This is a genomic window from Fodinibacter luteus (genome assembly GCF_039541575.1).
In the GTDB taxonomy this organism is placed as follows: Bacteria; Actinomycetota; Actinomycetes; order Actinomycetales; family Dermatophilaceae; genus Fodinibacter; species Fodinibacter luteus.
This window is the reverse complement of sequence record NZ_BAABGM010000013.1, coordinates 64,746-90,567: the sequence shown is the minus strand read 5'-3', so window position 1 is coordinate 90,567 and position 25,822 is coordinate 64,746. Positions and strand designations below refer to the sequence as shown.

The following is a 25,822-nucleotide window of genomic DNA, read 5'->3' as shown; positions in this document are numbered from 1 at the left end:
GGGTCGGGACCTATCCTTGACCCTCGTGAGCACGACCACCGCCCCCGACCCCCGCCAGCGGCTCGCCGCCGGCGCCGGCCGGCCTGCCGCCCAGCAGCCGGCCTGGCCCGACCGGGCGGCCCTCGACGAGGCGGTGGCGACGCTCGCGAGCTACCCACCGCTCGTCTTCGCGGGTGAGTGCGACGTGCTGCGCGAGCGGATCGCGGCGGTGGCCCGTGGTGAGGCGTTCCTGCTCCAGGGCGGTGACTGCGCCGAGACCTTCGCCTCCGCCACCGCAGACAACATCCGCGACCGGGTCAAGACGATCCTGCAGATGGCCGCCGTGCTCACGTACGGCGCCTCCGTCCCGGTCGTCAAGGTGGGCCGGATGGCGGGGCAGTACGCGAAGCCGCGCTCGAGCACCGAGGAGACCCGCGAGGGAGTCACCCTGCCGGCCTACCGCGGCGACATGGTGAACGACTTCGACTTCACGCAGGCCGCGCGCACGCCCGACCCCCAGCGCCTCGTCCGGGCGTACCACGCGAGCAGCGCCACCCTCAACCTCGTGCGGGCCTTCACGACGGGCGGCTTCGCCGACCTGCGCCACGTCCACGACTGGAACAAGGGCTTCGTCGCGAACGCCGCCAACGCGCGCTACGAGCGGCTCGCCAAGGACATCGACAAGGCGATGAAGTTCATGAACGCCTGCGGCGCCGACTTCGAGGCGATGCGCACGACGGAGTTCTTCTCCGCGCACGAGGCGCTCGTCCTCGACTACGAGCGCCCGATGACCCGGGTCGACTCCCGCACCGGGGACCTCTACGACACCTCCGGCCACTTCGTCTGGGTCGGGGAGCGCACCCGCGACCTCGACGGCGCGCACATCGACTTCGTCGCGTCGGTGCGCAACCCGGTCGGCATCAAGGTCTCCGCGACCGCCGACACCGACGACCTGCTGCGCATCATCGACAAGGTGGACCCCCGGCGCGAGCCCGGACGACTGACCTTCATCACCCGGATGGGCTCGGGTCGCATCCGCGAGGCCCTGCCGACGATCGTCGAGAAGGTGACCGCCTCCGGCGCGTCGGTCACCTGGGTCTGCGACCCGATGCACGGCAACACCTTCGAGTCCGCGTCGGGCTACAAGACCCGCGACTTCGACGACGTCGTCGAGGAGGTCGAGGGCTTCTTCGAGGTGCACCGGGCCCTCGGCACCGTGCCCGGCGGCATCCACGTCGAGCTCACCGGCAACGACGTCACCGAGTGCATCGGCGGGTCCGAGCGCATCCTCGACGCCGACCTCAACCTGCGGTACGAGTCGGTGTGCGACCCGCGGCTGAACCACCAGCAGAGCCTCGAGCTGGCGTTCCTCGTCGCAGAGATGCTCAACCAGGACTGACGCCGGTGCGCGCCGACCTCCTCTCGGACACCCTGACCCGCCCGACCGCCGCGATGCGCGACGCCATGGCCCGGGCCGAGGTGGGCGACGACGTCTTCGGCGAGGACCCCACCGTCCGTGCGCTCGAGGAGCGTGTCGCCGACCTCCTCGGGCACGAGGCGGGCCTGTTCGCGCCGACCGGCTCGCTCGCGAACCAGCTCGGGCTGCGGCTGCACGTCGCCCCCGGACAGGAGCTCGTCGCCGACCAGATGGCGCACGTGCTGCGGGCCGAGCTCGGCGCGGCGGCCGCGTTCTCCGGCATCACGAGCCGCTCGTGGCCGAGCGAGCGGGGGCTGCTCGACCCGGCAGGGCCGATGTCGCTCGTGACGACCGGGGTGGGCCCCTACCAGGTCGAGACCGCGCTCGTCGTCGTGGAGAACACGCACAACTTCGGGGGCGGCACGGTCCAGCCGATCGGGGCGATCCGCGAGGTGCGCGCCGCCACGTCGCCGCTGGGCGTCGCCATGCACCTCGACGGGGCGCGCCTGTGGAACGCCCACGTCGCGTCGGGGGTGGCCCTGCGCGACTACGGGGCCGAGTTCGACACGGTGAGCGTCTGCCTGTCCAAGGGCCTGGGCGCCCCGGTCGGCTCGGTGCTCGTCGGCTCGGCCGAGGCCATGGCGCAGGCCCGGGTGTGGCGCAAGCGCTACGGCGCCGGGATGCGGCAGGTCGGCATCCTCGCCGCGGCCGGCCTCCACGCCCTCGACCACCACGTCGAGCGACTCGCCGACGACCATGCCCGCGCGGCCCGCTTCGCCGCGGCGTGCGCGCAGGCCGCACCGTCCGCGGTCGACGCGTCCACGGTCGAGACGAACATCGTCGTCCTCGACGTCGGCGCGGTCGGCTGGGACGCACCCGCGTTCGTCGCGGCGCTCCTCGAGCAGGGCGTGCGGACGTATGCCGTCGGGCCGGGCCGGGTGCGCGCCGTGTGGCACCTCGACGTCGACGACGCGGGCACCGGCGCGGCGGTCGACGCGGCGACGACGCTGTTGCGCTCACGCACCCCCTGACCCCGCGGCCCGAGACCGGGATCGGGCTGGTGGGCGGTCTGTCAGTGGGCCGGGTGCGCCGTCGGCGGCAGGTGCCGCACGCGCAGCGAGTCGTGCGTCAGTGCGCCCGCCACGACGAAGAGCAGGCCGACGACGAGGAGCGGGACGACGACGACGCCCGATGACGTCGTGAGCACGGCGCCGAGGCTCGGCCCGCCACCCTCGGCGAGCTCGCCCGAGAACCCGAGCACGACCCCGCCGAGCTGAGCAGCGCCGAGCAGCAGGAGCAGCACCCCCGCGAGGGCCGACCGGTGCAGGCCGAGGACAGCGAGCGAGACCGCGAGCGCGAACACCCCGATCGCGACGACGGGGCCCACGGCGTCCCGGTCGACGAGCTGGAACCCGGCGTCGAGGAGCGTGCCGACCGCGACGAGGCCGGTCAGTGCGACGAACCAGGGGGCTGTCGCGTCCGGGAGGCGGAACGCGAGCACGCTGAGCACGATCGTCGGGACGGCGACGGCGAGCGTGCTCCCGACCGCCACCCACGTGCTGAGGTCCTCGAACGCGTAGCCCGCGGCGAAGAGCCCACCGAGGAGACCGAACAGCGCCATGAGCGTGAACGCCGTGTACCTGAGGATCCGTGCCGTGGCTGCCATGGCACTCATTCCCTTCACCCTGACCGGGGCGGCGTGCCGCGGACGGGCCGTCCGCCGGCGCGGTCGTCCTCCGGTTCCATTGTCCCGCCGAGGGGCCGGCCCGGCGGAGTGCCGTGCCTCACTCGGCGCAGCCGCTGGGCCCAGGTCTGGGAGTCACCGAGGGGCGTCGGGGAGCACGTCGCCGAGCCGGGCGAACGTCGTCCCCTCGTCGAGCATCCTCGGGAGCGCCTTGGCGAAGCCCTCTGCCGTGCCGCCCGACGGCTGGTTGAGGTGGGCGATGACGATGTCGCCGGGGCGCGCCCGGCGGACCTCCGCTGCCACCTGGGCCGGGCCGAGGGTGGCGCCCCCGTCGCCGTTGACGCTGAACCCGACGACGGGCGTCCCGAGCTCGCGCGCCATCCGAGCCGCGACGTCGTCGCAGTACGCCGTGCCCGGGCGGAACCACCGCACCGGCGCCCCGGTGAGCTCCTCGAGCGTCTCGTTGTTCCCGGTGAGCTCGTCGTACGCCTGCCCGACGTCGCGGGTTCCGCGGATGCCGTAGGCGCGCCGGCCGTCGACGGAGAGCGGCAGGTGCCGCACCCCGTGGCTCGTGACCTCGAAGAGGGGGTCGGCCGCGAGCTCGCGGGCCGGGCCGGGCCGCTCGGTGACCCACCGGTGGTTGAGGAAGAGGGTCGCCGCGACCTCGTGCCGCCGCAGCAGCTCGATGAGGTCGGTGTCGTAGCCGGTGCCGCGAGGCCCGCCACAGGCGTCGAGCGTCAGCACCACCGAGCCCGCGGCCCGCGCCGCCGGCCCGGCGTGCTCGACGACGCCCGGGGCGCTGAGCCCCCAGTACGTCGGGCGTCGGCCGCTGTACGTCGCCACGACCTCCGCCCGGCTCGGGGTGACCGGTGCCGGGGCCGAGCCCGAGGGTTCCGGAGTGGCCGCCGGGCTCGAAGCGTCCGCCGGGCTGGGGGTGGTCGTCGGGCTCGGGGTGGTCGCCGGCCCGGTCGTGGTGGATGCCGTGGACCCGGCACCGGCGGTCGGCGCGCCGGATGCCGGGCGCGAGCCGGGGCGCGCGGTGCCGGGTGCGCACGCCGCGAGCGCGGCGACGGCGCCGGAGGCCGCGAAGGCGCGCAGGACGGCGCGCCGCGCCGCGGGGGAGCCGACTGCGGCACCCGCGCGCGCGGCATCCTGACGCGTGGCTCCCGGCTCGTCCATGGCTGCACCCTACGGTGCGGCCCCGCCACCGCCCGAACCCCACGACTCCTTGCACATCACGCACCCGGGGCCGCCACCCGCAGGGCCCTCGACGTGGGTGATGTGCAAGGAGACGCTCAGACGTCGTGGTGGAGTGCCTCGACGGGTGGGTCCTCGGCCGCCGTCGCGTCCGGGTCGCGCGGGGTGGAGCGCAGCTCGACGAGGTACATCGCGGCGACGACGAGGGCGCCGCCGACGAGCATCCGCCGGGTCAGGCTCTCGCCGCCGAGGAGCACCGCGAAGAACGCGGCGAACACCGGCTCGAGCGCCATGACGATGGCGGCGCGGGTCGCGGTGAGGTGCGCCTGCGCCCAGGTCTGCGCCCACAGGGCGAGGGCCCCGGCGACGAGGGCCATGTAGAGCAGCGAGGCCCACTGGCCGCCGTCGGCGGGCAGGGTGAGCCCGCCCGGCACGGCCGCGACGCCGGTGACGAGCGTGATGACCCCGGCCTGCACGGTGGCCAGGCCGACGGCCGCGCGGGGGGTCGACCACCGGCCGAGCGCCACGATGTGCCCGGCGTAGAGCACGGCCGACAGCAGGGTGAGCGCCTCACCGAGCCCGACCGCGAACCCCTGGAGGGACAGCAGGGCCAGCCCGGCGGTCGCGAGGGCCACCGCGACCCAGGTGACGCGGCCGATGTGCTCGTGCAGGAGCACCGCCCCGATGACTGGCGTGAGCACGACGTAGGTGCCCGTGATGAACCCCGAGACCGAGGCGTCGGTGTGCTGCAGGCCCATCGTCTGCAGCACCTGCGCCGACCCGTACAGGACGCCGAGGACGACCCCGATGCGCAGGTCGCGGCGGCCGAGGGCGAGCGTCTGGCGGCGGAACAGGACGAACATGACGGCCGCCGCGATGCCGAACCGCACGGTGAGGAAGTCGGCGGGCGGCACGGTCTCGACGAGGTCGCGGATGAGGAAGAACGTCGAGCCCCAGACGGCCGTCACGCAGACGAGGAGGATCGTGGCGAGCCGGGCGTGCCCGGCGGGGGCGGTCACGGCGGTCAGACGATCGTCAGGGTGATGGTGCTGCCCTTGGGGGCCTTGCCGCCGGCGGGGTCCTGGAGCCGGACGGTGCCGAAGAACCCGCCGAGCGCCCGGCGCACCTCGACCTCGAACCCGGCGCCCTCGAGGGTGCGACGGGCCGGGTCCAGCTGTTGGCCGACGACGTCGGGGACGTCGACCATGACCGGGCCCTTGGACACGACGAGCGTCACGGTGTCCCCGCGGTACAGCGTGCCGTCGCGCGGGCTCTGGCTGATGACGCGGCCCTTGGGCACGGTGTCGCTGTTCTCCTCGCGGCTCGCGTCGACGTCGAGGCCGAGCTCGTCGAGGGCCCGGGCGGCCTTCTCGGCGTTCTTGCCGGTGTGGTCGGGCACCGTGATCGGCTGGCGGCCCTTGCTCACCGTCATCGCGACCGCCGTGTCCTTCTTCAGGCTCGCGCCGGGTCCGGGCTTCGCCGAGACGACCTGCCCTTCAGGCACCTTCTCGTCGAAGGCCTTCGAGACCTTGCCGACGGCGAGGTTGCCCTCCTCGATGCGGGCGCTGGCCTCGGCCAGGCTCATCCCGACGACGGGGGGCACCTCGTAGCGCTCCGGCCCCTTGGACACGACGATCGCGACGTCGGTGCCCCGGCGGACCGTCGTGCCGGGGCCGGGGTCGGCCGAGACGACCTGCCCCTTCGGCACCGTCTCGTCGAACGCCTCCGACACCCGGGGGTCGAGGGATGCCGTGCGCACGGCCGACACCGCCTCGTCCTGTGGGCGCCCCTGCACCGACGGCACGGTCGCCGTGGCGCCCGGGCCGAGCACGAAGAACCACGCGGTGAGGGCCGCGACGAGGGCCGAGGCCACGACGGCAGGCCACCATCGGCGGCTGCCACGGCGGCGGCCGCCACCGGCGACGACGACCCCCTCGAGCGGCGCGGAGGTCACGGCCAGGGCGGTGGTGTCCGAGCGGGGCCGCGTCGCCACACCCCCGCCCGCGCCGTGGCCCAGGGCGGTCGCCGCGCCCGCGGACCCCTGCACGGGCAGGGCGGCGGTCGCCGTGGGGACGGATGCCGCGGCGAGGGCGGCGCTGCCGGCCGGCCGGGCGTCGAGGGCGGCGGGGGACAGGGACGCCCGGGCGCGGCGCACGAGCTCGAGGAACGCCGCGGCATCCGCCGGTCGCTCGTCGGGGTCGCGGGCCGTGGCCACCTCGACGAGCTCGTCGAGGGCGGGGTCGAGGCCCGGGACCCGGCTCGACGGGGTCGGCACGCCGCCGTGGACGTGCTGGTACGCGACGTGGATCGGGGTCTCGCCGGTGAAGGCCTTGGTGCCGGTGAGCATCTCGAAGAGCACGAGGCCCGCGGCGTACACGTCGCTGCGGGCGTCGGCGATGCCCCGTTCGACCTGCTCGGGGGACAGGTAGGCCACGGTGCCGAGGAGAAGCCCCGACGAGCTCGTGACGGTCTGGCTCGTCACGGCCCGGGCCAGGCCGAAGTCGGCCACCTTGACCGTGCCGTTGTCGTTGAGGATGACGTTCTCGGGCTTGACGTCGCGGTGGATCAGGCCCTTGGAGTGGGCCTCGGCGAGCGCGAGGAGCACCGGCTCGAGGACGTCGAGGGCGGCGCGGGGCGACAGCGGCCCCTCGTCGTGGAGCACCTCGCGCAGGGTGAGGCCCGGCACGTACTCCATCGCGAGGAAGACGCAGTCGTCGTCGGTGCCCTGGTCGTAGACGGCGACGACGTTCGGGTGCGACAGCGAGGCGGCCGAGCGGGCCTCGCGCCGGAACCGGGTGACGAAGCTCTCGTCGTGGACGAGGTGCGGGCGCATGACCTTGAGGGCGACCTCGCGCTCGAGCCGTTCGTCGACGGCGAGGTAGACCGTGGCCATCCCGCCGTCGGCGAGGTGACGGAGCACGCGGTAGCGTCCGTCGAGGGTGCGCCCGATGAGCGCGTCGCCGGTGGATGACACCGCACGAGTGTACGTACTCCCGGGCACGGTCCCCGTCACCGTCCGTCGCGCTCACATGGTCTTGCGCAGGGCCATGACGGTGCGGACGTACTGCTTGGTGTCGGTGTACATCCCGTGCTTCTGCAGCGCCCCGAGACCCTGGTAGTACGCCGCCACGGCCTTCTCCGGGCTGGTCGTGGCCCGTCCGAGGGCCCTGAGGATGACGACGCCGGCGGTGACGTTGTCCTGCGGGTCGAGCAGGTCGAGGCGGCGACCGGCGAGGTCGGACGCCCACCGCCCGGCATCCGGGATGACCTGCATCACGCCCACGGCGTTGGCGGGGGAGACCGCGCGCTGGTTCCAGCCGGACTCCTGGTAGGCGACGGCGAGCGCGAGCTTGGGGTCGACCCCGTGCCGCCGGGCCGTGCTGACGATCATCGACTTCGTCGTCGTGCGGCTCGGCACCGAGCGCTTGGCGAGGATCGCCCGGTTCCGCGCGGCGGCCTCGGCCACGGAGCGCGGGTACCGCACGCCGTTGAAGGTGTCCGGGACGGGCTGCTTCGCCGTGGTCGTGGACCCGCCCGCCCGCCCGGGGATGGTGAGCCGCTGACCGGGGCGGATGACGGATCGGGTCGAGATGCCGCTCGCCCGGGCGATCGCCCCCACCGAGGTCCGGTGCCGGATCGCGATGGCGCCGAGCGTGTCGCCGGCCCGCACCCGGTACCTCGTGCCCTTGGCCACGGTGCGGGCGGCGGTCGCGGTCGCCGCCGCCGCGCGGACGGTGACCTTCTGGCCGGGGTGGATGACCGACCGCGCCGTGAGCCGGTTCGCCTTGAGGACCGAGGCGAGCGGCACCCGGTACCGGGCGGCGATGCCGATGAGCGTGTCCCCGCTGCGCACGACGTGGACGGTCCTCGGTTGCTGCGGCGTGGGCCGCTTCGCGCTCTTCGCCGGGGTCGTGCGGGGCACGGCGAGGCGGGTCCCGGCGACGATGTGGCCTCGGTCGCGGATCTCGTTGCGCGCGGCGAGGACGCCGACGGTCGTGCGGTAGCGGGCCGCGATGCCGATGAGCGTGTCCCCCGGGCGCACGGTGTGTGTCGTCCACCCGTGCGGGGCCGGGTTCGCGGCCGCGACGCCGGCCGACGGCAGCACGACGACCTCCGGGGCCGTCGCGGGAGGGGCGGAGATGACCATGGCGCGTCCTTGCCTGTGAAAGGAGTGGTCGGTGTGTCCAGTGAGGTTTCTGGGACACACGGTACCGGGAGTGACGTCATCCCGCGCGCAGGCCGCGACCTGCGGTTTCCCGCGGTGCTGTGGCACCCTGAGCACCGTGAGCGACGCTTCCCAGGACTCCGCCCCGCCGACCGCGGACGACGTCGAGGCCCTCGTCGGCTCGTGGCTGACCGTGCCGGACGTCGCCGAGCGGCTCGGCCTCCCCCTCTCCGCGGTGCGCCGCCTCGTCGAGGACCGCGAGCTGCTCGCCCACCGGGTGGGGGAGCGGCGCGTCGCCGCCGTCCCCGAGGGGTTCCTCGACGCCGACGGGCCGTTGACCGCCCTCAGGGGCACCTTCACGGTGCTCGCCGACGGCGGCATGACCGACGTCGAGATCATCCGCTGGCTGCACACGCCCGACGACACCCTCCCCGTGCCGGGCACCCCGCTCGACGCGATCCGCGCCGGCTTCAAGACCGAGGTCCGCCGCCGGGCGATGGAGGAGGCCTTCTAGCCTCCTCCCCGCAGGCCGGGCCCGGCGCGGCCCCGGCCCCCCGGTGGCCCGCTCAGGAGGTCCGGGACGTCGCGACCTCGACGAGCTCGAGGAGGGCGGCGCGCGCCTGCGGCTCGAGCGAGGGCGCTCCCTCGACCGCCGCGCGTGCGGAGGCCGCGAGCCGCGAGATCTCGTCCTCGAGCCGGGTCACCGCGCCCGACGCCTCGATGATCGTGCGCAGCTCGTCGACCTGAGCGGTGTCGAGGTCGGGGCGGCCGAGCAGGGCCTCGACCCGGTCGCGGCTCCGGGCCCCGGTGCCGGCGAGGGCGTGGGCGAGCAGCACGGTGCGCTTGCCCTCGCGCAGGTCGTCACCGGCGGGCTTGCCGGTCTCGCCCGGGTCGCCGAAGACGCCGAGGAGGTCGTCGCGCATCTGGAACCCACGACCGAGGTCGAGCCCGTAGCGCGACAGGGCGGCGAGCCCGGCGGCGTCGAGCCCCCCGGTCGTCGCGCCGATGAGGAGCGGGTGCTCGACGGAGTACTTCGCGCTCTTGAAGCGGATGACCCGCCCGGCCCGCTCGATGCGCTCGTCGTCGCCGATTCCGTGCCACGGCCGCACCGACTCGACGACGTCGAGGAACTGCCCCGCCATGAGCTGGGTGCGCATCCGGTCGAAGACGGGACGGCCGCGCGCGAGGTCGGCCTCGGGCAGTCCGCACGTCGCGTAGACCTCGTCGGTCCACGTGAGGCACAGGTTGCCCGCGAGGACGGCGCCGGCGAGCCCGAAGCGCGCCCCGTCGCCCGCCCAGCCGCGCGCGGCGTGGGCGTGGGCGAACGCACGGTGCGCGGCCGGCATCCCACGGCGGGTGTCGGAGTCGTCCATGACGTCGTCGTGGATGAGCGCGGCGGCCTGGAAGAGCTCCATGGCGCTCGCGAGCCGCACGAGGGCGTCGGAGTCGGGCCGACCGGCGGCGCGGTGCCCCCAGTACACGAAGGCCGCGCGCAGGCGCTTGCCCCCACGCAACAGGGCGGCGACGGCCGTGAGCAGCTCGTCGACGTCGGGGCCGAGCTCGGCGAGCACCTCGGCCTGGGCCGCGAGCTCGGCGTCGAGGACCTGCTGGACCCGGTGCCGCAGGTCGACGCTCTCGAGCGGGCTGGGCACGGCGGACCTCCTGGACGACCCACGGGAGCGGTGGTCGGATGCTGGGTGAGCCGAGCCTACGGCGTGGCCCCTCGACTACCCTCACCGCCATGGCGCACTACGGAGGAGGGGGACGGCCGGCGCACCTCGTCGCGTCCATCCCGGCGCGCCTGGCCGAGTCGCGGCCCTCGATCAGCTTCGAGTTCTTCCCCCCCAGGGACGACGAGGCCGAGGCCCAGCTGTGGACCGCCGTCCGGCACCTCGAGCGGCTGCACCCGGCGTTCGTCTCGGTGACGTACGGCGCCGGGGGCACCACCCAGGACCGCACCGTGCGTGTCACGGGCCGGATCGCCGACGAGACGACGCTGACCCCGCTGGCGCACCTCACCTGCGTGGGGGCGTCGGTGCGCCAGCTGCGCCACGTCGTGGGGGCCTACGCCGCATCGGGGGTCCGCAACATCCTCGCCCTGCGCGGCGACCCACCGGGCGACGTGCGCGGTGCGTGGACCCCGCACCCCGAGGGCCTCGACCACGCCGACCACCTCGTCGAGCTCATCCGCGGGCTCGGCGACTTCACCGTCGGTGTCGCCGCCTTCCCGGACGTTCACCCCGCCAGCCCCGACCTCGACCACGACGTCGACGTGCTCGTCCGCAAGGCGGATGCCGGGGCGAGCTTCGCGATCACCCAGATGGTCTTCGACGCCGACAGCTACCTGCGGCTGCGCGACCGGGTCGCGGCTCGGCGCGACCTGCCGATCACCCCGGGCCTGATGCCGGTGACCAACCTCCGCCAGATCCACCGGATGTCCGAGCTCATGGGCACGCCGCTGCCGCCCGCGGTCGTCGCGCGCCTCGAGGCCGTCAAGGACGACCCTGCGGCGGTGCGCGCGGTCGGGGTCGAGATCGCGACCGAGATCGGCCGGCGGATGCTCGACGAGGGCGCGCCCGGCATCCACTTCATCACGATGAACCGGTCGACGGCCACGCTCGAGGTGCACGACCACCTCGCGCTGGGGCCATGACCCGCTTCGTCCTCGACGCCGCGACGTTGGTCCACCTCGTGGGCGAGGACCGGCCGGTCGCCGCCGAGCACCGGGACCCCGTGCTGTCGGCCGCGGCATCGGGCGTCGTGCCGCTCGCCTCGGTGGACGACCTCGCCCGGCCGGGGGGCGTATCCGGCTGAGCGCGCTCGGCGGTCGAGCGGTGCGGTGGACCGGGCGACCGGGGTCGGTCAGGCGACGTCCATCGGGTGCCCACCGGTGATCCGGATGAGCTCGTCGTAGGTCGTCGCGAACACGGAGTGGCTGTGCCCCGCCGCCGCCCACACCGTGTCGTAGCGCCCGAGGGTGACGTCGATGATGGTGTGGATCGGCCGGGGGTGGCCGACCGGGGCGACCCCGCCGATGGCGAACCCCGTGTGGCGGCGCACGAACTCGGGGTCGGCCTGCTCGACCGACGCGAGCCCGACGAGGTCGGCCACCTTGTCGACGTCGACCCGGTGCCCGCCGGAGGCGAGGACGAGGAGGGGCTGCCGCTCGCCCTCGTGGGTCGTCGCGACGAAGACGAGGCTGTTCGCGATCTCGGCGGGGGAGGTCCCGAGGGCCTCGGCGGCCGCCCTGGCCGTGCGCACGGCATCCGGGAGGTGGCGCACCTCCGGGGTGATGTGGTGCAGCGCCAGGGTGTCCAGGACCGCCCGCACGCCCGGGTGGCCGGACAGGTCGCGCAGGGGGACCGGGTCGCCCGGTTCGGGGGTCATGACGTCAGCGTAGTGACCCCCGGGGACGGCTTGACCCGATGTCGGGGGGTGGGGTTATGGTGGTCTGTGTCGAACAGGTGTTCGATCACCGGGAAGGTCCCGGTGACCGTCCGGGCAGCCGCGTCCCGGGTGGTGCCCGGCAGCGGTCCGGAGGGTCCCGTGGTGCGTCGTCACGACGAGCAGGTGGCGGTCCGGGGTGACGACGGGCCCCGTGACTTCGTCTGGCGCGGTCGCCGCTACACGGTGTGCGCGGTGCTCGCCTCGTGGCAGGAGCGCCGGGCGTGGTGGCGCGAGGTCGGTGACCACCCCACCGTGCCGGGGCTGCCGAGCCCCCAGCGCCGGGTCTGGCGGGTCGAGGCCCGCCCGCCGTCGGGCACCGCCGGCGTCTTCGACCTCGGCCGCGACGACGACCGCTGGCTGCTCCTGCGCGCCCACGACTGACCCGACCGACGAGCCCCGACCCGACGAACCCGACGACGAACCCCGACCGAGGAGACCCCATGAGCCACGCCGCGACCACCCTCGACCTCCTCGACCGTTCCCGGGAGTCGCTGACGAGCGGGTACGCCGCCTCCGCCGCCTCCGCGCGCTACCTCGCGGCCTCGCTCGCCGCGCTGCGGGCCGGTGCCGCCCTCGTCGCCGCCCGCTCGGCGAGCCACCCCGGCGCCGGTCTGGCCGCGGGTGGCGACGGCCCCCACGACGTCTGGGCGCTCACCGCGCGGCTCGTCCCCGAGCTCACCGAGTGGGCGCACCGCTTCGCTGCCGTGACCGGGCAGCGGGTGGGCGTCGAGACCGGGCTCGTGCGGGTCACCGCCCGCGAGGCCGACGACCTGCTGCGCGACGCCGAGACCTTCGTTGACCTCGCGGCCGACCGCCTCGGGGTGCCGCTCGCGCACCGGCCGCGGCGCCTCGTCCCGGTCCGCTCCGCCTGAGGGCGCGCTGGTGCCCGCGTTCGCCCACCTGCACGTCGCCTCGGGGTTCTCGATGCGCTACGGCGCGTCGATGCCCGAGGACCTCGTCGAGCGGGCCGCCGCCCACGGCCAGGGCGCCCTGGCCCTCACCGACCGCGACGGGCTCTACGGCGCGGTGCGGTTCGCCACCGCGTGCGGCCGCGCGGGGATCGCCCCGGTCCTCGGGGTCGACCTCGCCGTCGAGCCGCTCGCGGTCGGCGCGGCGGATGCCGGGGGCTCACCGGGTGCGGGGCGCTCGCCCCAGCGCCCGCGCACCCCGGTGCGCGGTGGCGCGATCGTCGACCCCCGGCGTCCGAGGGTCACCGTGCTCGCCCGTGGCCGGGGCGCGGGTGTCGCCCCCGGGGCCGGGTGGGCGGCGTTGTGCCGCCTCGTCACCGAGACCCACCTGCGCGGGGAGCGAGGGGTGCCCGTGACGACCGCCGACCTGCTCGCCCGCTGGTCCCACCCCGTCGGCTCCGACGTCGTGCGGTCTTCACACGGTTCTCGCACCCCCCACCCGGTGAGAACCGTGCGTACGTCGCACGAGGTCGCGACGGTCGGTGGCCCGGGCCGGCTCCTCGTGCTGCTCGGCCCGGACTCCGACGTCGGGCGGGCCGTGCTCGCCGGACGCCGCGACCGGGCCCGCGACCTGCTCGCCACGTGGCGAGCCCTCCTGCCGCGCGACGCCCTCGCCGTCGAGGTCGTCCTCCACGGCGGGCCCGAGGGCACACCCGGATGCCGGTCGCACGCGGCGCACCTGCTCGGCCTCGCCGACGCGGCCGGCATCCCCGCGGTGCTCACCGCCGCGGTCCGCCACGTCGACCCCGAGCAGGTGCGCACCGTCGACCTGCTCGACGCCTCCCGGCGCCTCGTCGTCCTCGACTCGCGCCACCTCGACCGGGTCACCGACGCCGGGCACCTCGCGAGCACCGCGGCGATGCACGCGAGCGCCCTCGAGGTCACCGGGGGCGACCGCTCGCGCGCCGACCGGCTCGTCGCGATGACGGCCCTCGTCGCCGACGAGTGCACCCAGCAGGCCCGCCACGACCTCGGCATCGGCGCGGTCCACCTCCCCGAGGCGCAGGTGCTCGGCATCGAGCCCGGCACCGACCCGATGGCCGTGCTCGCCCAGCGCTGCCGGGCGGCGGTCGGCCGGCGCTACCCCGGTGCGAGCGAGACCGAGCAGCAGGTCGTCCTCGACCGGCTCGACGCGGAGCTCGCGGTCGTCGAGACCCTGGGCTACCCCACCTACTTCCTCACCGTCGCCGAGGTCACCGACCTCATCCGGGCCCGCGGGGTGCGGGTCGCGGCCCGCGGGTCGGGGGCCGGCAGCCTCGTCAACCACCTCCTCGGCATCAGCGGGGTCGACCCGATCCGCCACCGGCTGCTCATGGAGCGGTTCTGCTCCCCGTTGCGCGCCGAGCTGCCCGACATCGACGTCGACGTCGAGTCGGCCCGCCGCACCGAGATCTACGAGGCCGTCCTTGCCCGCTTCGGCGGTGAGCGGGTCACCTGCGTGTCGATGATGGACACCTACAAGGTGCGCCACGCCGTGCGCGACGTCGGCGCCGCGCTCGGGCTGCCGCCCACCGAGGTCGACGAGATCGCCAAGGCCTTCCCGCACATCCGCGCCAGGGACGCCCGGCACGCCATCGCCGACCTGCCCGAGCTACGCAGCCGCGGCCTGGACAGCCCGCGGATGGCGGCCTTCTTCGACCTCGTCGAGGCGCTCGACGGGCTGCCCCGCCACATCGCCCTGCACCCCTGCGGCATCGTGCTGTCCAACGACGGCCTGCTCGACCGCACCCCCGTCGAGGCGAGCTGGCTGGGGTTCCCGATGAGCCAGTTCGACAAGGACGACGTCGAGACCCTGGGCTTCCTCAAGCTCGACGTCCTCGGCATCCGGATGCAGTCGGCGATGGCCCACGCGGTCGCCGAGGTCGAGCGGGTCTCCGGCGAGCGCATCGACCTCGACGACGAGGCGCAGGTGCCGCACGACGACCCGGCCACCTACGAGCTCATCCGCACGACCCGCACCCTCGGGATGTTCCAGATCGAGAGCCCGGGGCAGCGCGAGCTCGTCGGCAAGCTCGGGCCGAGCCGGTTCCACGACCTCGTCGTCGACATCTCGCTGTTCCGCCCCGGCCCGGTCAAGTCCGACATGATCACGCCGTTCCTCAACAGCCGGCACGGCTGGAGCGAACGGCGCTTCCTCCACCCGAGCCTCATCCCGGCGCTCGAGGAGACCGAGGGCGTCGTCGTCTTCCACGAGCAGGTGCTGCTCATCGTCGCGGAGACCACCGGGGTCACCCTCGCCCAGGCCGACGAGGTGCGCCGCAGCATGGGCACCCCGAAGGGACAGGAGGACGTCGAGACGTGGTGGCGACCGGCGGCAGCGGCCCGGGGCTACTCCGCCGACGACCGCGACCGGATCTGGGAGGTGCTGCGCTCCTTCGCGAGCTTCGGCTTCTGCAAGGCGCACGCCGCCGCGTTCGCGCTGCCCACGTTCCACTCGGCCTGGCTGAAGACCCACCACCCGGCCGCGTTCCTCGCCGGCATCCTCACCCACGACCCCGGGATGTACCCGAAGCGGCTCCTCCTCGACGACGCCCGGTCCTTCGGGATCCCCGTCCTCGGCCTCGACGTCAACGCGTCGGGCGACACCTACCGGGTCGAGCGCGTCGCCGACGTCCTGTCTGCCGTCGACCCTGTCGAGAGAGCAGGACACGCCGGATCGGGAGACTCGCCTTCGGCGTGTCCTGCTCACTCGACGGATGCCGCTCCGCATGCGGGGGCGGTGCCGGACGGCGGTGGCGCCGTCCTCCCCGGGTGGCAGCGCGACCCCCAGCCCTACGGCATCCGGCTCTCCCTCGCCGACGTCAAGGGCATCAGCGCCGCGGAGGTCGCCCGCATCGTCGCGGGCCAGCCCTACGCCGACCTCGGCGACTTCTGGACCCGCACCCGGGTGAGCCGCCCGGTCACCGAGCGGCTCGTCCTCGCCGGGGCGTTCGACGCCCTCCACGGGATGGGTGACGGCGGGCCCGGACGGCGCGGCCGGGTCACCCGGCGCGACCTGCTGCTCCACGTCGCCGAGCTCGAGCGGTGGGAGCGCGGGGGCGGGGCGCCCCCGCGTCGTGACCGGCGGCTCGCCGTCCCGAGCATCCCGCCGCCGCGCGAGGACGGCACGCCCGGGGCCGACGTCCGCGAGCGGGCCGGGGCGCAGTCGCAGGCGGCCCGCGAGGTCGTCCCCGCCGCCGAGCAGCCGACCCAGCTGACCCTCGACCTCGGCGACCGGCCGCGCCTCGTCCCCGGGGCCGGGCTGCCCGAGATGACCGGCCCGGAGCGGGTGCGCGCCGAGCTCGACGTGCTCGGGCTCGACGTGTCCGCCCACGTCGTCGAGTTCTACGCCCCGCTGCTCACCGCACTGGGGGTCACCCGCAGCCGCGACCTGCTCGGCACCCGCAGCCGCAGCGAGGTGTGGGTCGCCGGGGTCAAGGTCGCCACCCAGACCCCGCCGGTTCGCTCGGGGCGGCGGGTCGTGTTCCTCACCCTCGACGACTCCACCGGCCCGTCCGACTGCACGTTCTTCGAGGACGTCCAGGGCCCCTACGCCGGCGTGGTCTTCCACTCCTGGCTGCTCCTCGTCCGCGGGGTGCTGCGCCGCACCGGCGAGCGCGGGTTGTCGATCCGCGCGACGGGCGCCTGGGAGCTGTCCGCCCTCTGGGACGCCTGGCAGCTCGGCGGCCTCGAGCGGGTCCGGGCGGCGATCGCCGCGGGGGAGGCGGATGCCGTCGCCCGCGCCGAGGCGGTCGAGGAGGTCGCCCGGGAGCGCGACGCCCGCACCGGCCGGCGGGTGCTCGTCCACGCGTCGGGCTTCCGCCAGTCACCGTACGCCGACACCCGGCCCCCCGGTGCCGACCCCCGCTCCGGCCGGGGCGCCCCCGGCAGTGGTCAGGACGTCCCGCTCGACCCGGCGGCGAGCGGAGCCGGGCTGCCCTCGCGCAAGCTGTGGCACGCCAGCCCCGGCAGCTCCGGACACTAGGGTGGGCGGGACAGACCGTGCCCCCGACCGGGACCGGGCGCCGCGACCTGACGAAGGAGACCAGCCGTGGCCGACGAGCGTGGCCGATCCCGTCGCGCCGGAACCCACCCGGATCTGCGCACGGCCGCGGTCCAAGGGGTGCTCGACGACGTCGCGGCCGGCCGCAGCGCCGAGCTGGGACGTCCGCTGCGCGTCCTCGACGTCGGTGGGGGCACCGGGGGAACCGCCGTCCCGCTCGCCGCGGCCGGCCATGACGTCACCGTCGTCGACCCCAGCCCCGACGCCCTCGCCTCGCTGCGCCGCCGGGCCGCGGACACCGGCACGTCGGAGCGGGTCCACCCGGTGCAGGGTGACACCGACACCATCGGCGACCTCGCCGCTCCCGGTGGGCACCGCCCCTACGACCTCGTCTGCCTCCACGGCACGCTCGAGGTCGTCGACGACCCCGACACCGCGCTCGCGAACATCGCCGGCGTCCTCGCCCGTGGCGGCATCCTCTCCCTCGTCGTCGCCCAGCGCCTGCCCGCCGCCCTCGCGCGGGCCCTCGCGGGCGAGTTCGTCCGGGCCCGGGCCATCCTCGAGCGCCCTGACGGCCGGTGGGGCGACGACGACCCGGCCCCGCGGCGCTTCGACGAGCAGGGCGTGCTCGACCTGCTCCTCGCCCACGGGTTCACGCCGGTCGACAGCCACGGCGTGCGCATCTTCAGCGACCTCGTCCCGTCGGCCCTCGTCGACTCCGAGGCCGACCGCACGGCGCTCCTCGAGCTCGAGGACGTCGCGAGCCACCACCGCGACCACCCGCTCCTCGGGGCGCTCGGCAGCGTGCGCCACGTCCTGGCGACCCGGGGCTGACACCGCGTCGGGCCCGCGATGAGCCGCCGCCAGTTCGCCCTCCCGCACCGCGACTCGGGGCAGCCCCCCGACGACACCGGGTGCACCGTCCTGCACGTCGACATGGACGCCTTCTACGCCTCCGCCACCCTGCTCTCGCACCCCGAGCTCGTCGGCACCCCCGTCATCATCGGGGGTGGCACCCGCGGGGTCGTGCTCTCGGCCACGTACGAGGCGCGCCGCTTCGGGGTCACCTCGGCGATGCCGATGGCCCGAGCCCGGCGGCTGTGCCCGCAGGCCGTCGTCCTGCCGCCGGACCACCGGCTCTACGCGGCGATCTCCGAGGCCGTCATGGAGACCTTCCACTCGGTGACCCCGGTCGTCGAGCCGCTCTCGCTCGACGAGGCCTTCCTCGACGTGTCGGGGGCGGTGCGGCGGATGGGCAGCCCGACGACCATCGGACAGCACATCCGCGACACCGTCCACGACGAACAGGGCATCACCTGCTCGGTCGGTGTCGCCTCGACGAAGTTCGTCGCGAAGATCGCGTCCGGGCTCGCCAAGCCCGACGGGATGGTCGTCGTCCCCCGCGACGAGGTCGTGCCGTTCGTCCAGCAGCTGCCCGTGGCCGCCCTGTGGGGGGTGGGGGAGCGCACCGAGGAGGCCCTCGTGCGGCTCGGCCTGCGCACCGTCGCCGACATCGCGCACACCCCGCTCGCCACGCTCGTGCGCGGCCTCGGCGAGGCCGCCGGTCGCCACCTCCACGAGCTCGCGTGGGGTCGTGACCCCCGACCGGTCGAGCGCGGCCAGCGGGAGAAGAGCATCGGTAGCGACGAGACCTTCGAGCACGACATCGACGACGCCGAGGAGATCCACCGGCGCCTGCTCGCCCTGAGCGAGCGCACGGCGGCCCGTATGCGCGCGGCGGGGCTCACCGGACGGACCGTCACCCTGAGGGTGAGGTTCAGCGACTTCACGACGATCTCCCGCTCGCGGACGCTGCGCGAGCCGACCGACAGCGGCCGGGCGATCCACGAGGCCGCGGTCGGGCTCTTCGACGCCCTCGGCCTCCAGCGGGCCCGGATCCGGCTCGTCGGCGTGCGGCTCGAGAAGCTCGTCGAGGCCTCGCGGGCGCCGATCCAGGGGGTCATCGGCGAGCCGGAGCACGGGTGGCGCGACGCCGACCGGGCGGTCGACCGGGCCCGTTCACGGTTCGGGTCAGGGTCGGTACGACCGGCCAGTCTCATCCAACGTGACACATCGGCTTCCGTGCGGCGACCGCGCGACCTATCCTGAGGGCTCAGGGACAAACAGGGCGTCCGCCGGGCGCCCGGGCCGACCACGGGAGGATCCGTGCCCCTCTCAGACCATGAGCAGAAGATGCTCGAACAGATGGAGCAGGCCCTCGCTGCCGAGGACCCGAAGTTCGCCTCGCAGATGCAGGGCAGCTCCCTCGCGTCGCTGCAGCGCCGCCGGTGGCTCGTCGGAGCCGTCGGGGTCGTGGTCGGGCTCGGTCTCGTGCTCGTCGGCATCAACACGACGATGTGGGTCGGGGCCATCGGCTTCGCGATCATGGTCGCCGCCGCCGTCTTCGCGGCCACCCCACCGCGACGCGCCAGGCTCGGGGTCGTACGCGGTGACGGCACGACCGGCGCCCCGGTCGCCAAGGGCAGCCGGCGCAAGGGCCAGCGCTCGTTCATGGACCGCCTCGACGAGCGCTGGGACAAGCGTCAGAACAACCCCTGAGGCCGGCCGGGGGGTCAGCGGCTGGACGGGCCGGCGCGTGCCCGCGCGACCGGCGTCACCGACCCGCCCGCGGGCCGCTCCTCCATCACCTCACGGTGTGGCCCGATCGCACCGCAGCGGCCGGCCGTCGCACCGTGACGACGCCGGTCACGCCGCGACGACGCCGGCGACGAACAGAGCCGCGATGACGAGTCCGGCCCCGAGCTCGATCCCGATGCTGTGCAGCACCGCGACGAGCCCGTGCTTCGTGCGCGTCCAGGCCTGCGCACGGTCGCGGCCGCGGCCGAGCTCGACGACGTAGATGCCGAGGACGAAGCCGACGAGCGCGCCGACGACCGGGATGACGAAGAACCCGACGATCCCGATGAGCACCGCGATGGCCAGGGTCGAGCTGCTGACGCCCTGCTCGCGCATCCGGCGCCCGGGGACGAGGTACTGCAGGGCGAACCCGGCGACCGCGACGACGACGCTCGCGACGAGGATGCCCCACCCCAGGGCCGAGCCCTCGAGCACCGCCCACAGCAGGACGCCGCCGACGACGACGGGCAGGCCGGGCAGCACCGGGATGACGATCCCGAGCAGGCCGACGACGATGAGCAGCGCCGGAACGAGCACGGAGGCGCCGTCGGCGACGGCATCCACCTCAGATGGTCGGCTCGCCGGGGACGCTGGGCTCGAGCAGGCGGTCGCTCTCGTCGTGGATCTCGGCGAGGCCGGCGAGGGCCGGGATGTGCTCGCGGCCGTGGTGGGCGCAGAACAGCAGCTCTCCCCCGGCGTGGAGGCGGGCGCGGACGTACGCCTGGGCGCTGCAGCGGTCGCAACGGTCCGCTGCGGTCAGGGTCGGTGCCAGTGCGGCGTTCACGTCGGGCCTCCTCGGCTCGCTCGGTCCTGCGTCGGTCGCTCCACCCGGATCGGGCGGCGAGCGTTGCAACAGTCAAGCACGTCCGTTGCTTCCCGCTGTGCAGGGTGGGGCCCTGTGGCCCCGGTCATGTCCAGATCGTGACCTGTCGCCGGGCCCGGCGCCGGATCGTGACCCGTCGCCGGGCCCGGCGGGCCGGCGCCGTGGGCGGGCCGCCGTGGGCGGGCCGCCGTCGGATGCCGGTCGCGCCCGTTCGTGCCCGTTCGCGCGGACGCGGTGCGCCTGTCGGGGGCTGTCCGGCCCGGCGGCTACCCTGCGTGACGTGCCGACGACCGCTGCGAAGAAGGCCGCGACGAGCAAGTCCGCGTCCGAGTACACCGCCCACCACCTCCAGGTCCTCGAGGGCCTCGAGGCGGTCCGCAAGCGTCCCGGCATGTACATCGGGTCCACGGACTCGCGCGGGCTCATGCACTGCCTGTGGGAGATCATCGACAACGCCGTCGACGAGGCCCTCGGGGGCCACTGCGACCGCGTCGAGGTGACCCTGCACCACGACGGCTCGGTCGAGGTGCGCGACAACGGCCGGGGCGTCCCGGTCGACATCGAGCCGCGCACCGGCCTCACGGGCGTCGAGCTCGTCTACACCCGCCTGCACGCCGGCGGGAAGTTCGGCGGTGGCTCCTACACGGCATCCGGCGGCCTGCACGGCGTCGGCGCGTCGGTCGTCAACGCGCTGTCCTCGCGGCTCGACGTCGAGGTCGACCGCGGGGGCCGGACCTACGCGATGAGCTTCCGCCGCGGCGAACCCGGGGTGTTCTCCGACGTCGCGGGCGCCCGGGGGGCCAAGGACCCTGACCACCGCTTCACTCCCTACGTCGACGTCAGCGAGCTCGAGGTCATCGGGCGCACGCGTCGCGGCGTCACCGGCACCCGGGTGCGGTACTGGGCCGACCGGCAGATCTTCCTCAAGGACGCCGCCTTCGACCTCGAGGGCCTGGTCGCCCGGGCCCGGCAGACCTCCTTCCTCGTCCCGGGCCTGACGATCGTCATCCGCGACGAGCGTGGTGCGCAGCCGAGCGAGCAGGTCTTCGTCCACGACGGCGGCATCTCGGAGTTCTGCGAGTTCCTCGCGCCCGACCCCGCCGTCACCGACGTGTGGCGCCTGCAGGGCAGCGGCACCTTCACCGAGACCGTCCCCGTGCTCGACGCCGCGGGCCACATGACCCCGACCGAGGTCGAGCGCGAGTGCGGCGTCGACGTGGCGGTGCGCTGGGGCACCGGCTACGACACGAGGGTGACGACGTTCGTCAACATCATCGCCACCCCGAAGGGCGGCACCCACCTCGCCGGCTTCGAGCAGGCCCTGCTCAAGGTGCTGCGCCGCCAGCTCGAGGTCAACGCCCGGCGCCTCAAGGTCGGCACCGACAAGCTCGAGAAGGACGACGCCCTCGCGGGCCTGACCGCGGTCGTCACGGTGCGCCTCGCCGAGCCGCAGTTCGAGGGCCAGACCAAGGAGGTCCTCGGCACGAACGCGGTGCGCGCCATCGTGGCGCGGGTCGTCGAGAAGGAGCTCACGGCGCGGCTCACCTCGACCAAGCGCCCGGAGAAGCAGCAGGCGGCGCTGCTGCTCGAGAAGGTCACCGCCGAGATGAAGTCGCGGATCAGCGCGCGGCTGCACAAGGAGACCCAGCGCCGCAAGACGGCGCTGGAGTCCTCGACGCTGCCGGCCAAGCTCGCCGACTGCCGCAGCACCGACGTCGAGCGCACCGAGCTGTTCATCGTCGAGGGCGACAGCGCCCTCGGCACCGCGAAGCTCGCCCGCAGCAGCGACCACCAGGCCCTGCTGCCGATCCGCGGCAAGATCCTCAACGTCCAGAAGGCGTCGGTCACCGACATGCTCGGCAACGCCGAGTGTGCGGCGATCATCCAGGTCATCGGCGCCGGCTCCGGTCGCACCTTCGACCTCGACGCCGCCCGCTACGGCAAGGTCATCATCATGACCGACGCCGACGTCGACGGCGCCCACATCCGCACCCTGCTGCTCACGCTCTTCTTCCGCTACATGCGCCCGCTCGTCGAGGCCGGGCGGGTCTACGCCGCGGTGCCGCCGCTGCACCGCATCGAGGTCGTCAACCCGGGGTCGAAGGCGAACGAGGTCATCTACACGTACTCCGAGGCCGAGATGCGCCGCACGATGGCGGCGATCACCCGGCGCGGGCGGAAGACCAAGCCGATCCAGCGCTACAAGGGCCTCGGGGAGATGGATGCCGACCAGCTCGCCGAGACGACGATGGACCCCCAGCACCGCACCCTGCGCAAGGTGACCGCCGCCGACGTCGAGTCCGCGACCCGGGTGTTCGAGCTGCTCATGGGCGGGGAGGTCGCGCCGCGCAGGGACTTCATCGTCGAGTCGGCGCACGCCCTCGACCGCGAGCGCATCGACGTCTGACCGGCAGCAGGTCGGGTCTGCCCGGGCGGGTCAGCCCGGGGGGTCAGCCCGTCGGCGCGGGTCCGGTCGACTCGCGCACGACGAGCTCGGTCGGGAGCACGAGCTCGTCGGTCGACTCGTCGTCCTCGAGGAGGGCCCGCAGGAGCAGCTCGGCCGCCGCGTGGCCCAGCCCGGCGACGTCCTGGCGCACCGTCGTCAGCCCGAGCACGCCGCTCAGCACGAAGTCGTCGATCCCGGTGACCGACAGGTCCTCGGGGACCCGCAGGCCGAGCCGCCGGGCGCTCGCGAGCACCCCGATGGCCATCTCGTCCGACGCCGCGACGATGGCGGTGGGCCGGTCCTCACGCGAGAGCAGCTCGGTGCTGTCGAGCGCGGCGGCCTGGGCGGTCCAGTCCGAGCCGAGGATCCACGAGTCCTCGCAGGTCAGGCCCAGGTCGCGGACGGTGTCGAGGAAGGCGCGCAGGCGGTCCTGGGGGGTCTGGATGTGCGCGACGTTCTCGGGGACCGCGCCGATGTAGCCGATCCGGGTGTGGCCGAGCCCCGCGAGGTGCTCGACGGCGGTGCGCATCGCGACGGCGTCGTCGATGCGCACGCAGGCCCGGCCCGGCACGGGTGAGCCGATCGCGACGAGCGGCAGCCCGAGCCGGTCGACGAGCTCGACCTCCTCGGCGACCATCGGCACGTTGAGGGTGATGACCCCGTCGACCCGCTTCCACAGCATGTTCTGCGACAGCATGAGGCGCTGGTCGTAGCTGTCGTCCTCGAGGTCGAACAGGATGACGTGGTGCCCGTGGGCGCGAAGGCTCTTCTCGATCGCGCTGACGAGCATCGCGAAGAACCACCGGGTGAGGAAGGGGGCGACGACGGCGACGACGCGGGTGCGTCCCGACGCGAGCGAGGTCGCCGTCGGGGACGCGACGTAGTGCAGGTCCTCGGCGACGCGCAGGACCCGCTCCCGGGTCTCGGGGGAGACCCGGTCCAGTCCCCGAAGGGCGCGGGAGACCGTGGCGACCGACACCCCGGCCACCCGCGCCACGTCGGTGATGGTGCTGATGGTGCTCGCCCCCTTCCGGCCGGCGGCTCAGCCCTTGAGGCCACCCGCGAGGAGGCCACGGACGAAGTACCGCTGGAGGGCGAGGAACACCGCGACGGGCACGATCATCGAGATGAACGCACCGGCCGAGAGCAGGTACCACGCGCTGCCGCGGGTGCCCGAGAGCTCGGCGACCCGCACGGTGATCGGCGCGACGTCGGGCGTCCCGCCGAGGAACACGAGCGAGACGAGCAGGTCGTTCCAGACCCAGAGGAACTGGAAGATGCCGAACGCCGCGATCGCCGGGGTGAGCAGGGGCAGGAGGATCTTGAAGAAGATCGTCACGTGGCCCGCGCCGTCGACCCGCGCCGCCTCCATGAGCTCTCCCGGGAGCTCCCTCATGAAGTTGTGGATGAGGAAGGTCGCGAGGGGGAGCGCGAAGATCGTGTGCGACAGCCAGACGCTCCAGTACGAGGCACCGATCCCGAGGGTGTTGACGTAGATGTCGAGCAACGGGATGAGCGCGACCTGGAGCGGCACGATCTGGAGCGCGAAGACCGCGACGAAGAGCGCGTCACGGCCCGGGAACGGCATCCACGCGAAGGCGTAGGCCGCGAGCGAGGCGAGGAAGATCGGCAGGACCACCGCGGGGATGGTGATGACGATCGTGTTGATGAAGTACTGCCCCAGGCCCGCGGACGACCCGGGAGCCAGCGCCTGCTCGTAGTTGCTCAGCGTGTAGCTCTGCGGGCTGAAGAACGAGGTCCACCAGCCGCTGCGGTTGATGTCGATCGGCTTGCGGAACGAGGTGACGAGCAGGCCGATCGTCGGGATCGTCCAGAGCACCGCGATGACGACGGCGATCAGGCTCGCCCAGGGCGAGCTGATGGCGCGGGCGGCGTCACCGGCCGCGCTCTTGTGCCGCTTCTGCTTCTTCGGCGCGTCGGCCATCTCGGAGGTGACCTTCTCGGGCACTGCTGTGGGCTCGAGTGTGCTCATGCTCAGGCCTCCTTCCGCATCTGGACGATGTTGTACGCGACGATCGGGATGACGAGGATGAACAGCAGCACCGCGAGCGCGGCGCCGAGGCCCGGGGCGTTGTACCGGAAGCTCTGCGCGTAGAACTCGTTGGCGACGACCGAGGTGTCGAACTGCCCGCCGGTCATGGTGCGGACGATGTCGAAGACCTTGAGCGTGCCGATGCCGATCGTCGTGACGACGACGACGAGGGCGGCGCGGATGCTCGGCAGGGTGATGTAGCGGAACATCTTGAAGCTCTGCACGCCGTCGAGCTTGGCCGCCTCGATGATCTCGTCGGGGATCGCCTTGATGGCCGCCGAGAGCACGGTCATCGCGAACCCGGCCTGGATCCAGATCATGACGATGATGAGCATGAAGGTGTTGCGGGGGGCGTCGATGAGGAACTGCTGGGTCTCGAAGCCCAGCGCCTTGAGAATCGCGTTGAGGATGCCGATCTGGTCGGCCGACGTCGGCTTGTACTGGTAGACGAACCGCCAGATGATGCTCGCGCCGACCATCGAGATCGCCATGGGCAGGAAGATGAGCGCCTTGGCGAACGCCTCACCCCGGGCGCGGTCGATGAGGATGGCGTACAGGAGCCCGATGCCGGTCGCGAAGACGGGCACGAGGATGACCCACAGCGCCGTGTTGCGCAGCACGGTGAGCAGCTCGGGCTGGGTGAACATGTCGGAGTAGTTCTGCAGCGTGAATGCGCCCTCGCCGGAGCGGCCCCGCAGGGACTGGTTGATCGTGAGGATCGCCGGGTACATCAGGCCGACGGCGAGGAGGAAGATCGCCGGCAGCACGAACAGCCCACCCTGCACCTTCTCGCCCGAGCGGCCCTTGAACAGGGAGGCGAGGAAGAGGATGAGGCCGAAGATCGCGGCGAAGACGGCGATCGCGAAGAACATGAGGAAGAACTTCCCGGCAACGCTCTGCGCACGTAGCAGCGGCTCGGGGATGGCGGCGACGCTGCCGACCATGCTGGACACCATTGACTGAACCTCCGTGGGTCTCGCGGGGGGAGACGAGACGGGGGTGGGGCGGGCTTCCGCCCCACCCC

The 25,822-nt window shown here is 74.0% G+C and carries 24 protein-coding genes; 12 read left to right on the top strand and 12 right to left on the bottom strand.

Annotated features, from left to right (window positions below):
- Positions 1–25: 25 nt before the first annotated feature.
- Positions 26–1,378, top strand: a complete 1,353-nt coding sequence (locus ABD899_RS10095; RefSeq protein WP_345205317.1) for a class II 3-deoxy-7-phosphoheptulonate synthase — start codon at positions 26–28, stop codon at positions 1,376–1,378.
- 5 nt (positions 1,379–1,383) lie between these two features.
- Positions 1,384–2,427: a threonine aldolase family protein gene (locus ABD899_RS10090; protein ID WP_345205314.1), complete on the top strand. Its 1,044-nt coding sequence runs from the start codon at positions 1,384–1,386 to the stop codon at positions 2,425–2,427.
- Positions 2,428–2,468: 41 nt separating this feature from the next.
- Here ABD899_RS10090 and ABD899_RS10085 read toward each other — a convergent pair whose 3' ends face one another.
- The 5 genes from ABD899_RS10085 to ABD899_RS10065 all read right to left on the bottom strand — a co-directional run bounded on the left by ABD899_RS10085 (position 2,469) and on the right by ABD899_RS10065 (position 8,424).
- On the bottom strand, positions 2,469–3,071 hold the full coding sequence (locus ABD899_RS10085) for a hypothetical protein (RefSeq protein ID WP_345205309.1): 603 nt from the start codon (positions 3,069–3,071) through the stop codon (positions 2,469–2,471).
- 144 nt (positions 3,072–3,215) lie between these two features.
- On the bottom strand, positions 3,216–4,259 hold the full coding sequence (locus ABD899_RS10080; protein WP_345205307.1) for a polysaccharide deacetylase family protein: 1,044 nt from the start codon (positions 4,257–4,259) through the stop codon (positions 3,216–3,218).
- A gap of 116 nt (positions 4,260–4,375) precedes the next feature.
- Positions 4,376–5,296, bottom strand: a complete 921-nt coding sequence (locus tag ABD899_RS10075) for a DMT family transporter (RefSeq protein ID WP_345205305.1) — start codon at positions 5,294–5,296, stop codon at positions 4,376–4,378.
- A 5-nt stretch (positions 5,297–5,301) separates the two neighbouring features.
- Positions 5,302–7,251 (bottom strand): Stk1 family PASTA domain-containing Ser/Thr kinase, encoded by a 1,950-nt coding sequence (pknB, locus tag ABD899_RS10070; RefSeq protein ID WP_345205303.1) that lies wholly within the window; start codon positions 7,249–7,251, stop codon positions 5,302–5,304.
- 51 nt (positions 7,252–7,302) lie between these two features.
- On the bottom strand, positions 7,303–8,424 hold the full coding sequence (locus ABD899_RS10065; RefSeq protein ID WP_345205301.1) for a LysM peptidoglycan-binding domain-containing protein: 1,122 nt from the start codon (positions 8,422–8,424) through the stop codon (positions 7,303–7,305).
- 136 nt (positions 8,425–8,560) lie between these two features.
- Between ABD899_RS10065 and ABD899_RS10060 the strand changes: the two genes are divergently transcribed.
- Positions 8,561–8,956 carry an Rv2175c family DNA-binding protein gene (locus tag ABD899_RS10060; RefSeq protein ID WP_345205299.1) on the top strand — a complete coding sequence of 132 codons (396 nt, stop codon included), beginning with the start codon at positions 8,561–8,563 and terminating at the stop codon, positions 8,954–8,956.
- 52 nt (positions 8,957–9,008) lie between these two features.
- On the opposite strand, the gene ABD899_RS10055 is transcribed toward ABD899_RS10060, so the two are convergent.
- Positions 9,009–10,094 carry a polyprenyl synthetase family protein gene (locus ABD899_RS10055; RefSeq protein WP_345205297.1) on the bottom strand — a complete coding sequence of 362 codons (1,086 nt, stop codon included), beginning with the start codon at positions 10,092–10,094 and terminating at the stop codon, positions 9,009–9,011.
- Between the two features lie 89 nt (positions 10,095–10,183).
- Between ABD899_RS10055 and metF the strand changes: the two genes are divergently transcribed.
- Positions 10,184–11,095: a methylenetetrahydrofolate reductase [NAD(P)H] gene (metF, locus tag ABD899_RS10050; protein ID WP_345205294.1), complete on the top strand. Its 912-nt coding sequence runs from the start codon at positions 10,184–10,186 to the stop codon at positions 11,093–11,095.
- Entirely contained in the window at positions 11,092–11,256 is a 165-nt protein-coding gene (locus ABD899_RS10045; RefSeq protein WP_345205291.1) for a hypothetical protein, read from the top strand. Before metF ends, ABD899_RS10045 begins: the two co-directional genes overlap by 4 nt.
- A 48-nt stretch (positions 11,257–11,304) precedes the next feature.
- Here the strand turns inward: ABD899_RS10045 and ABD899_RS10040 are convergent, their stop codons facing one another.
- Positions 11,305–11,829 carry a YbaK/EbsC family protein gene (locus tag ABD899_RS10040; protein ID WP_345205288.1) on the bottom strand — a complete coding sequence of 175 codons (525 nt, stop codon included), beginning with the start codon at positions 11,827–11,829 and terminating at the stop codon, positions 11,305–11,307.
- 162 nt (positions 11,830–11,991) lie between these two features.
- On the opposite strand from ABD899_RS10040, the gene ABD899_RS10035 reads away from it, so the two are divergent.
- The 6 genes from ABD899_RS10035 to ABD899_RS10010 all read left to right on the top strand — a co-directional run bounded on the left by ABD899_RS10035 (position 11,992) and on the right by ABD899_RS10010 (position 19,398).
- Entirely contained in the window at positions 11,992–12,270 is a 279-nt protein-coding gene (locus tag ABD899_RS10035) for a DUF6504 family protein (protein WP_345205283.1), read from the top strand.
- A 59-nt stretch (positions 12,271–12,329) separates the two neighbouring features.
- Entirely contained in the window at positions 12,330–12,761 is a 432-nt protein-coding gene (locus tag ABD899_RS10030; RefSeq protein ID WP_345205280.1) for an SAV_6107 family HEPN domain-containing protein, read from the top strand.
- 7 nt (positions 12,762–12,768) lie between these two features.
- Positions 12,769–16,821 carry a DNA polymerase III subunit alpha gene (locus ABD899_RS10025; protein ID WP_345205743.1) on the top strand — a complete coding sequence of 1,351 codons (4,053 nt, stop codon included), beginning with the start codon at positions 12,769–12,771 and terminating at the stop codon, positions 16,819–16,821.
- A 66-nt stretch (positions 16,822–16,887) separates the two neighbouring features.
- Positions 16,888–17,673 (top strand): class I SAM-dependent methyltransferase, encoded by a 786-nt coding sequence (locus ABD899_RS10020; protein ID WP_345205277.1) that lies wholly within the window; start codon positions 16,888–16,890, stop codon positions 17,671–17,673.
- A gap of 18 nt (positions 17,674–17,691) precedes the next feature.
- Entirely contained in the window at positions 17,692–18,948 is a 1,257-nt protein-coding gene (dinB, locus tag ABD899_RS10015; RefSeq protein ID WP_345205275.1) for a DNA polymerase IV, read from the top strand.
- Positions 18,949–19,005: 57 nt separating this feature from the next.
- Complete coding sequence (locus ABD899_RS10010) at positions 19,006–19,398, top strand: DUF3040 domain-containing protein (RefSeq protein WP_345205272.1); 393 nt, start codon at positions 19,006–19,008, stop codon at positions 19,396–19,398.
- Between the two features lie 147 nt (positions 19,399–19,545).
- Here ABD899_RS10010 and ABD899_RS10005 read toward each other — a convergent pair whose 3' ends face one another.
- Positions 19,546–20,040, bottom strand: a complete 495-nt coding sequence (locus ABD899_RS10005; protein WP_345205270.1) for a DUF456 domain-containing protein — start codon at positions 20,038–20,040, stop codon at positions 19,546–19,548.
- A 1-nt stretch (position 20,041) separates the two neighbouring features.
- A complete protein-coding gene (locus tag ABD899_RS10000; protein ID WP_345205268.1) occupies positions 20,042–20,260 on the bottom strand; it encodes a DUF7455 domain-containing protein in 219 nt (72 codons plus the stop codon).
- A 319-nt stretch (positions 20,261–20,579) separates the two neighbouring features.
- On the opposite strand from ABD899_RS10000, the gene ABD899_RS09995 reads away from it, so the two are divergent.
- Positions 20,580–22,706, top strand: a complete 2,127-nt coding sequence (locus ABD899_RS09995; protein ID WP_345205265.1) for a DNA gyrase/topoisomerase IV subunit B — start codon at positions 20,580–20,582, stop codon at positions 22,704–22,706.
- A gap of 43 nt (positions 22,707–22,749) precedes the next feature.
- Here the strand turns inward: ABD899_RS09995 and ABD899_RS09990 are convergent, their stop codons facing one another.
- From ABD899_RS09990 to ABD899_RS09980, 3 genes are read right to left on the bottom strand one after another with little or no spacing between them, the layout of a single operon-like run.
- Positions 22,750–23,742 (bottom strand): LacI family DNA-binding transcriptional regulator, encoded by a 993-nt coding sequence (locus ABD899_RS09990; RefSeq protein WP_345205262.1) that lies wholly within the window; start codon positions 23,740–23,742, stop codon positions 22,750–22,752.
- A 45-nt stretch (positions 23,743–23,787) separates the two neighbouring features.
- Positions 23,788–24,738, bottom strand: a complete 951-nt coding sequence (locus tag ABD899_RS09985) for a carbohydrate ABC transporter permease (RefSeq protein WP_345205260.1) — start codon at positions 24,736–24,738, stop codon at positions 23,788–23,790.
- A 2-nt stretch (positions 24,739–24,740) separates the two neighbouring features.
- The gene (locus ABD899_RS09980) at positions 24,741–25,754 is read right to left on the bottom strand and encodes a carbohydrate ABC transporter permease (protein ID WP_345205257.1); all 1,014 of its coding nucleotides are present in this window, start codon (positions 25,752–25,754) and stop codon (positions 24,741–24,743) included.
- Positions 25,755–25,822 lie beyond the last annotated feature (68 nt).

Bases quoted from the DNA above. Each gene is read 5' to 3' on its own strand.
- ABD899_RS10085 (WP_345205309.1), bottom strand. From the start codon at position 3,071: ATGAGTGCCATGGCAGCCACGGCACGGATCCTCAGGTACACGGCGTTC.
- ABD899_RS10080 (WP_345205307.1), bottom strand. From the start codon at position 4,259: ATGGACGAGCCGGGAGCCACGCGTCAGGATGCCGCGCGCGCGGGTGCC.
- ABD899_RS10065 (WP_345205301.1), bottom strand. From the start codon at position 8,424: ATGGTCATCTCCGCCCCTCCCGCGACGGCCCCGGAGGTCGTCGTGCTG.
- metF (WP_345205294.1), top strand. From the start codon at position 10,184: ATGGCGCACTACGGAGGAGGGGGACGGCCGGCGCACCTCGTCGCGTCC.
- ABD899_RS10045 (WP_345205291.1), top strand. From the start codon at position 11,092: ATGACCCGCTTCGTCCTCGACGCCGCGACGTTGGTCCACCTCGTGGGC.
- ABD899_RS10040 (WP_345205288.1), bottom strand. From the start codon at position 11,829: ATGACCCCCGAACCGGGCGACCCGGTCCCCCTGCGCGACCTGTCCGGC.
- ABD899_RS10030 (WP_345205280.1), top strand. From the start codon at position 12,330: ATGAGCCACGCCGCGACCACCCTCGACCTCCTCGACCGTTCCCGGGAG.
- dinB (WP_345205275.1), top strand. From the start codon at position 17,692: ATGAGCCGCCGCCAGTTCGCCCTCCCGCACCGCGACTCGGGGCAGCCC.
- ABD899_RS09985 (WP_345205260.1), bottom strand. From the start codon at position 24,738: ATGAGCACACTCGAGCCCACAGCAGTGCCCGAGAAGGTCACCTCCGAG.
- ABD899_RS09980 (WP_345205257.1), bottom strand. From the start codon at position 25,754: ATGGTGTCCAGCATGGTCGGCAGCGTCGCCGCCATCCCCGAGCCGCTG.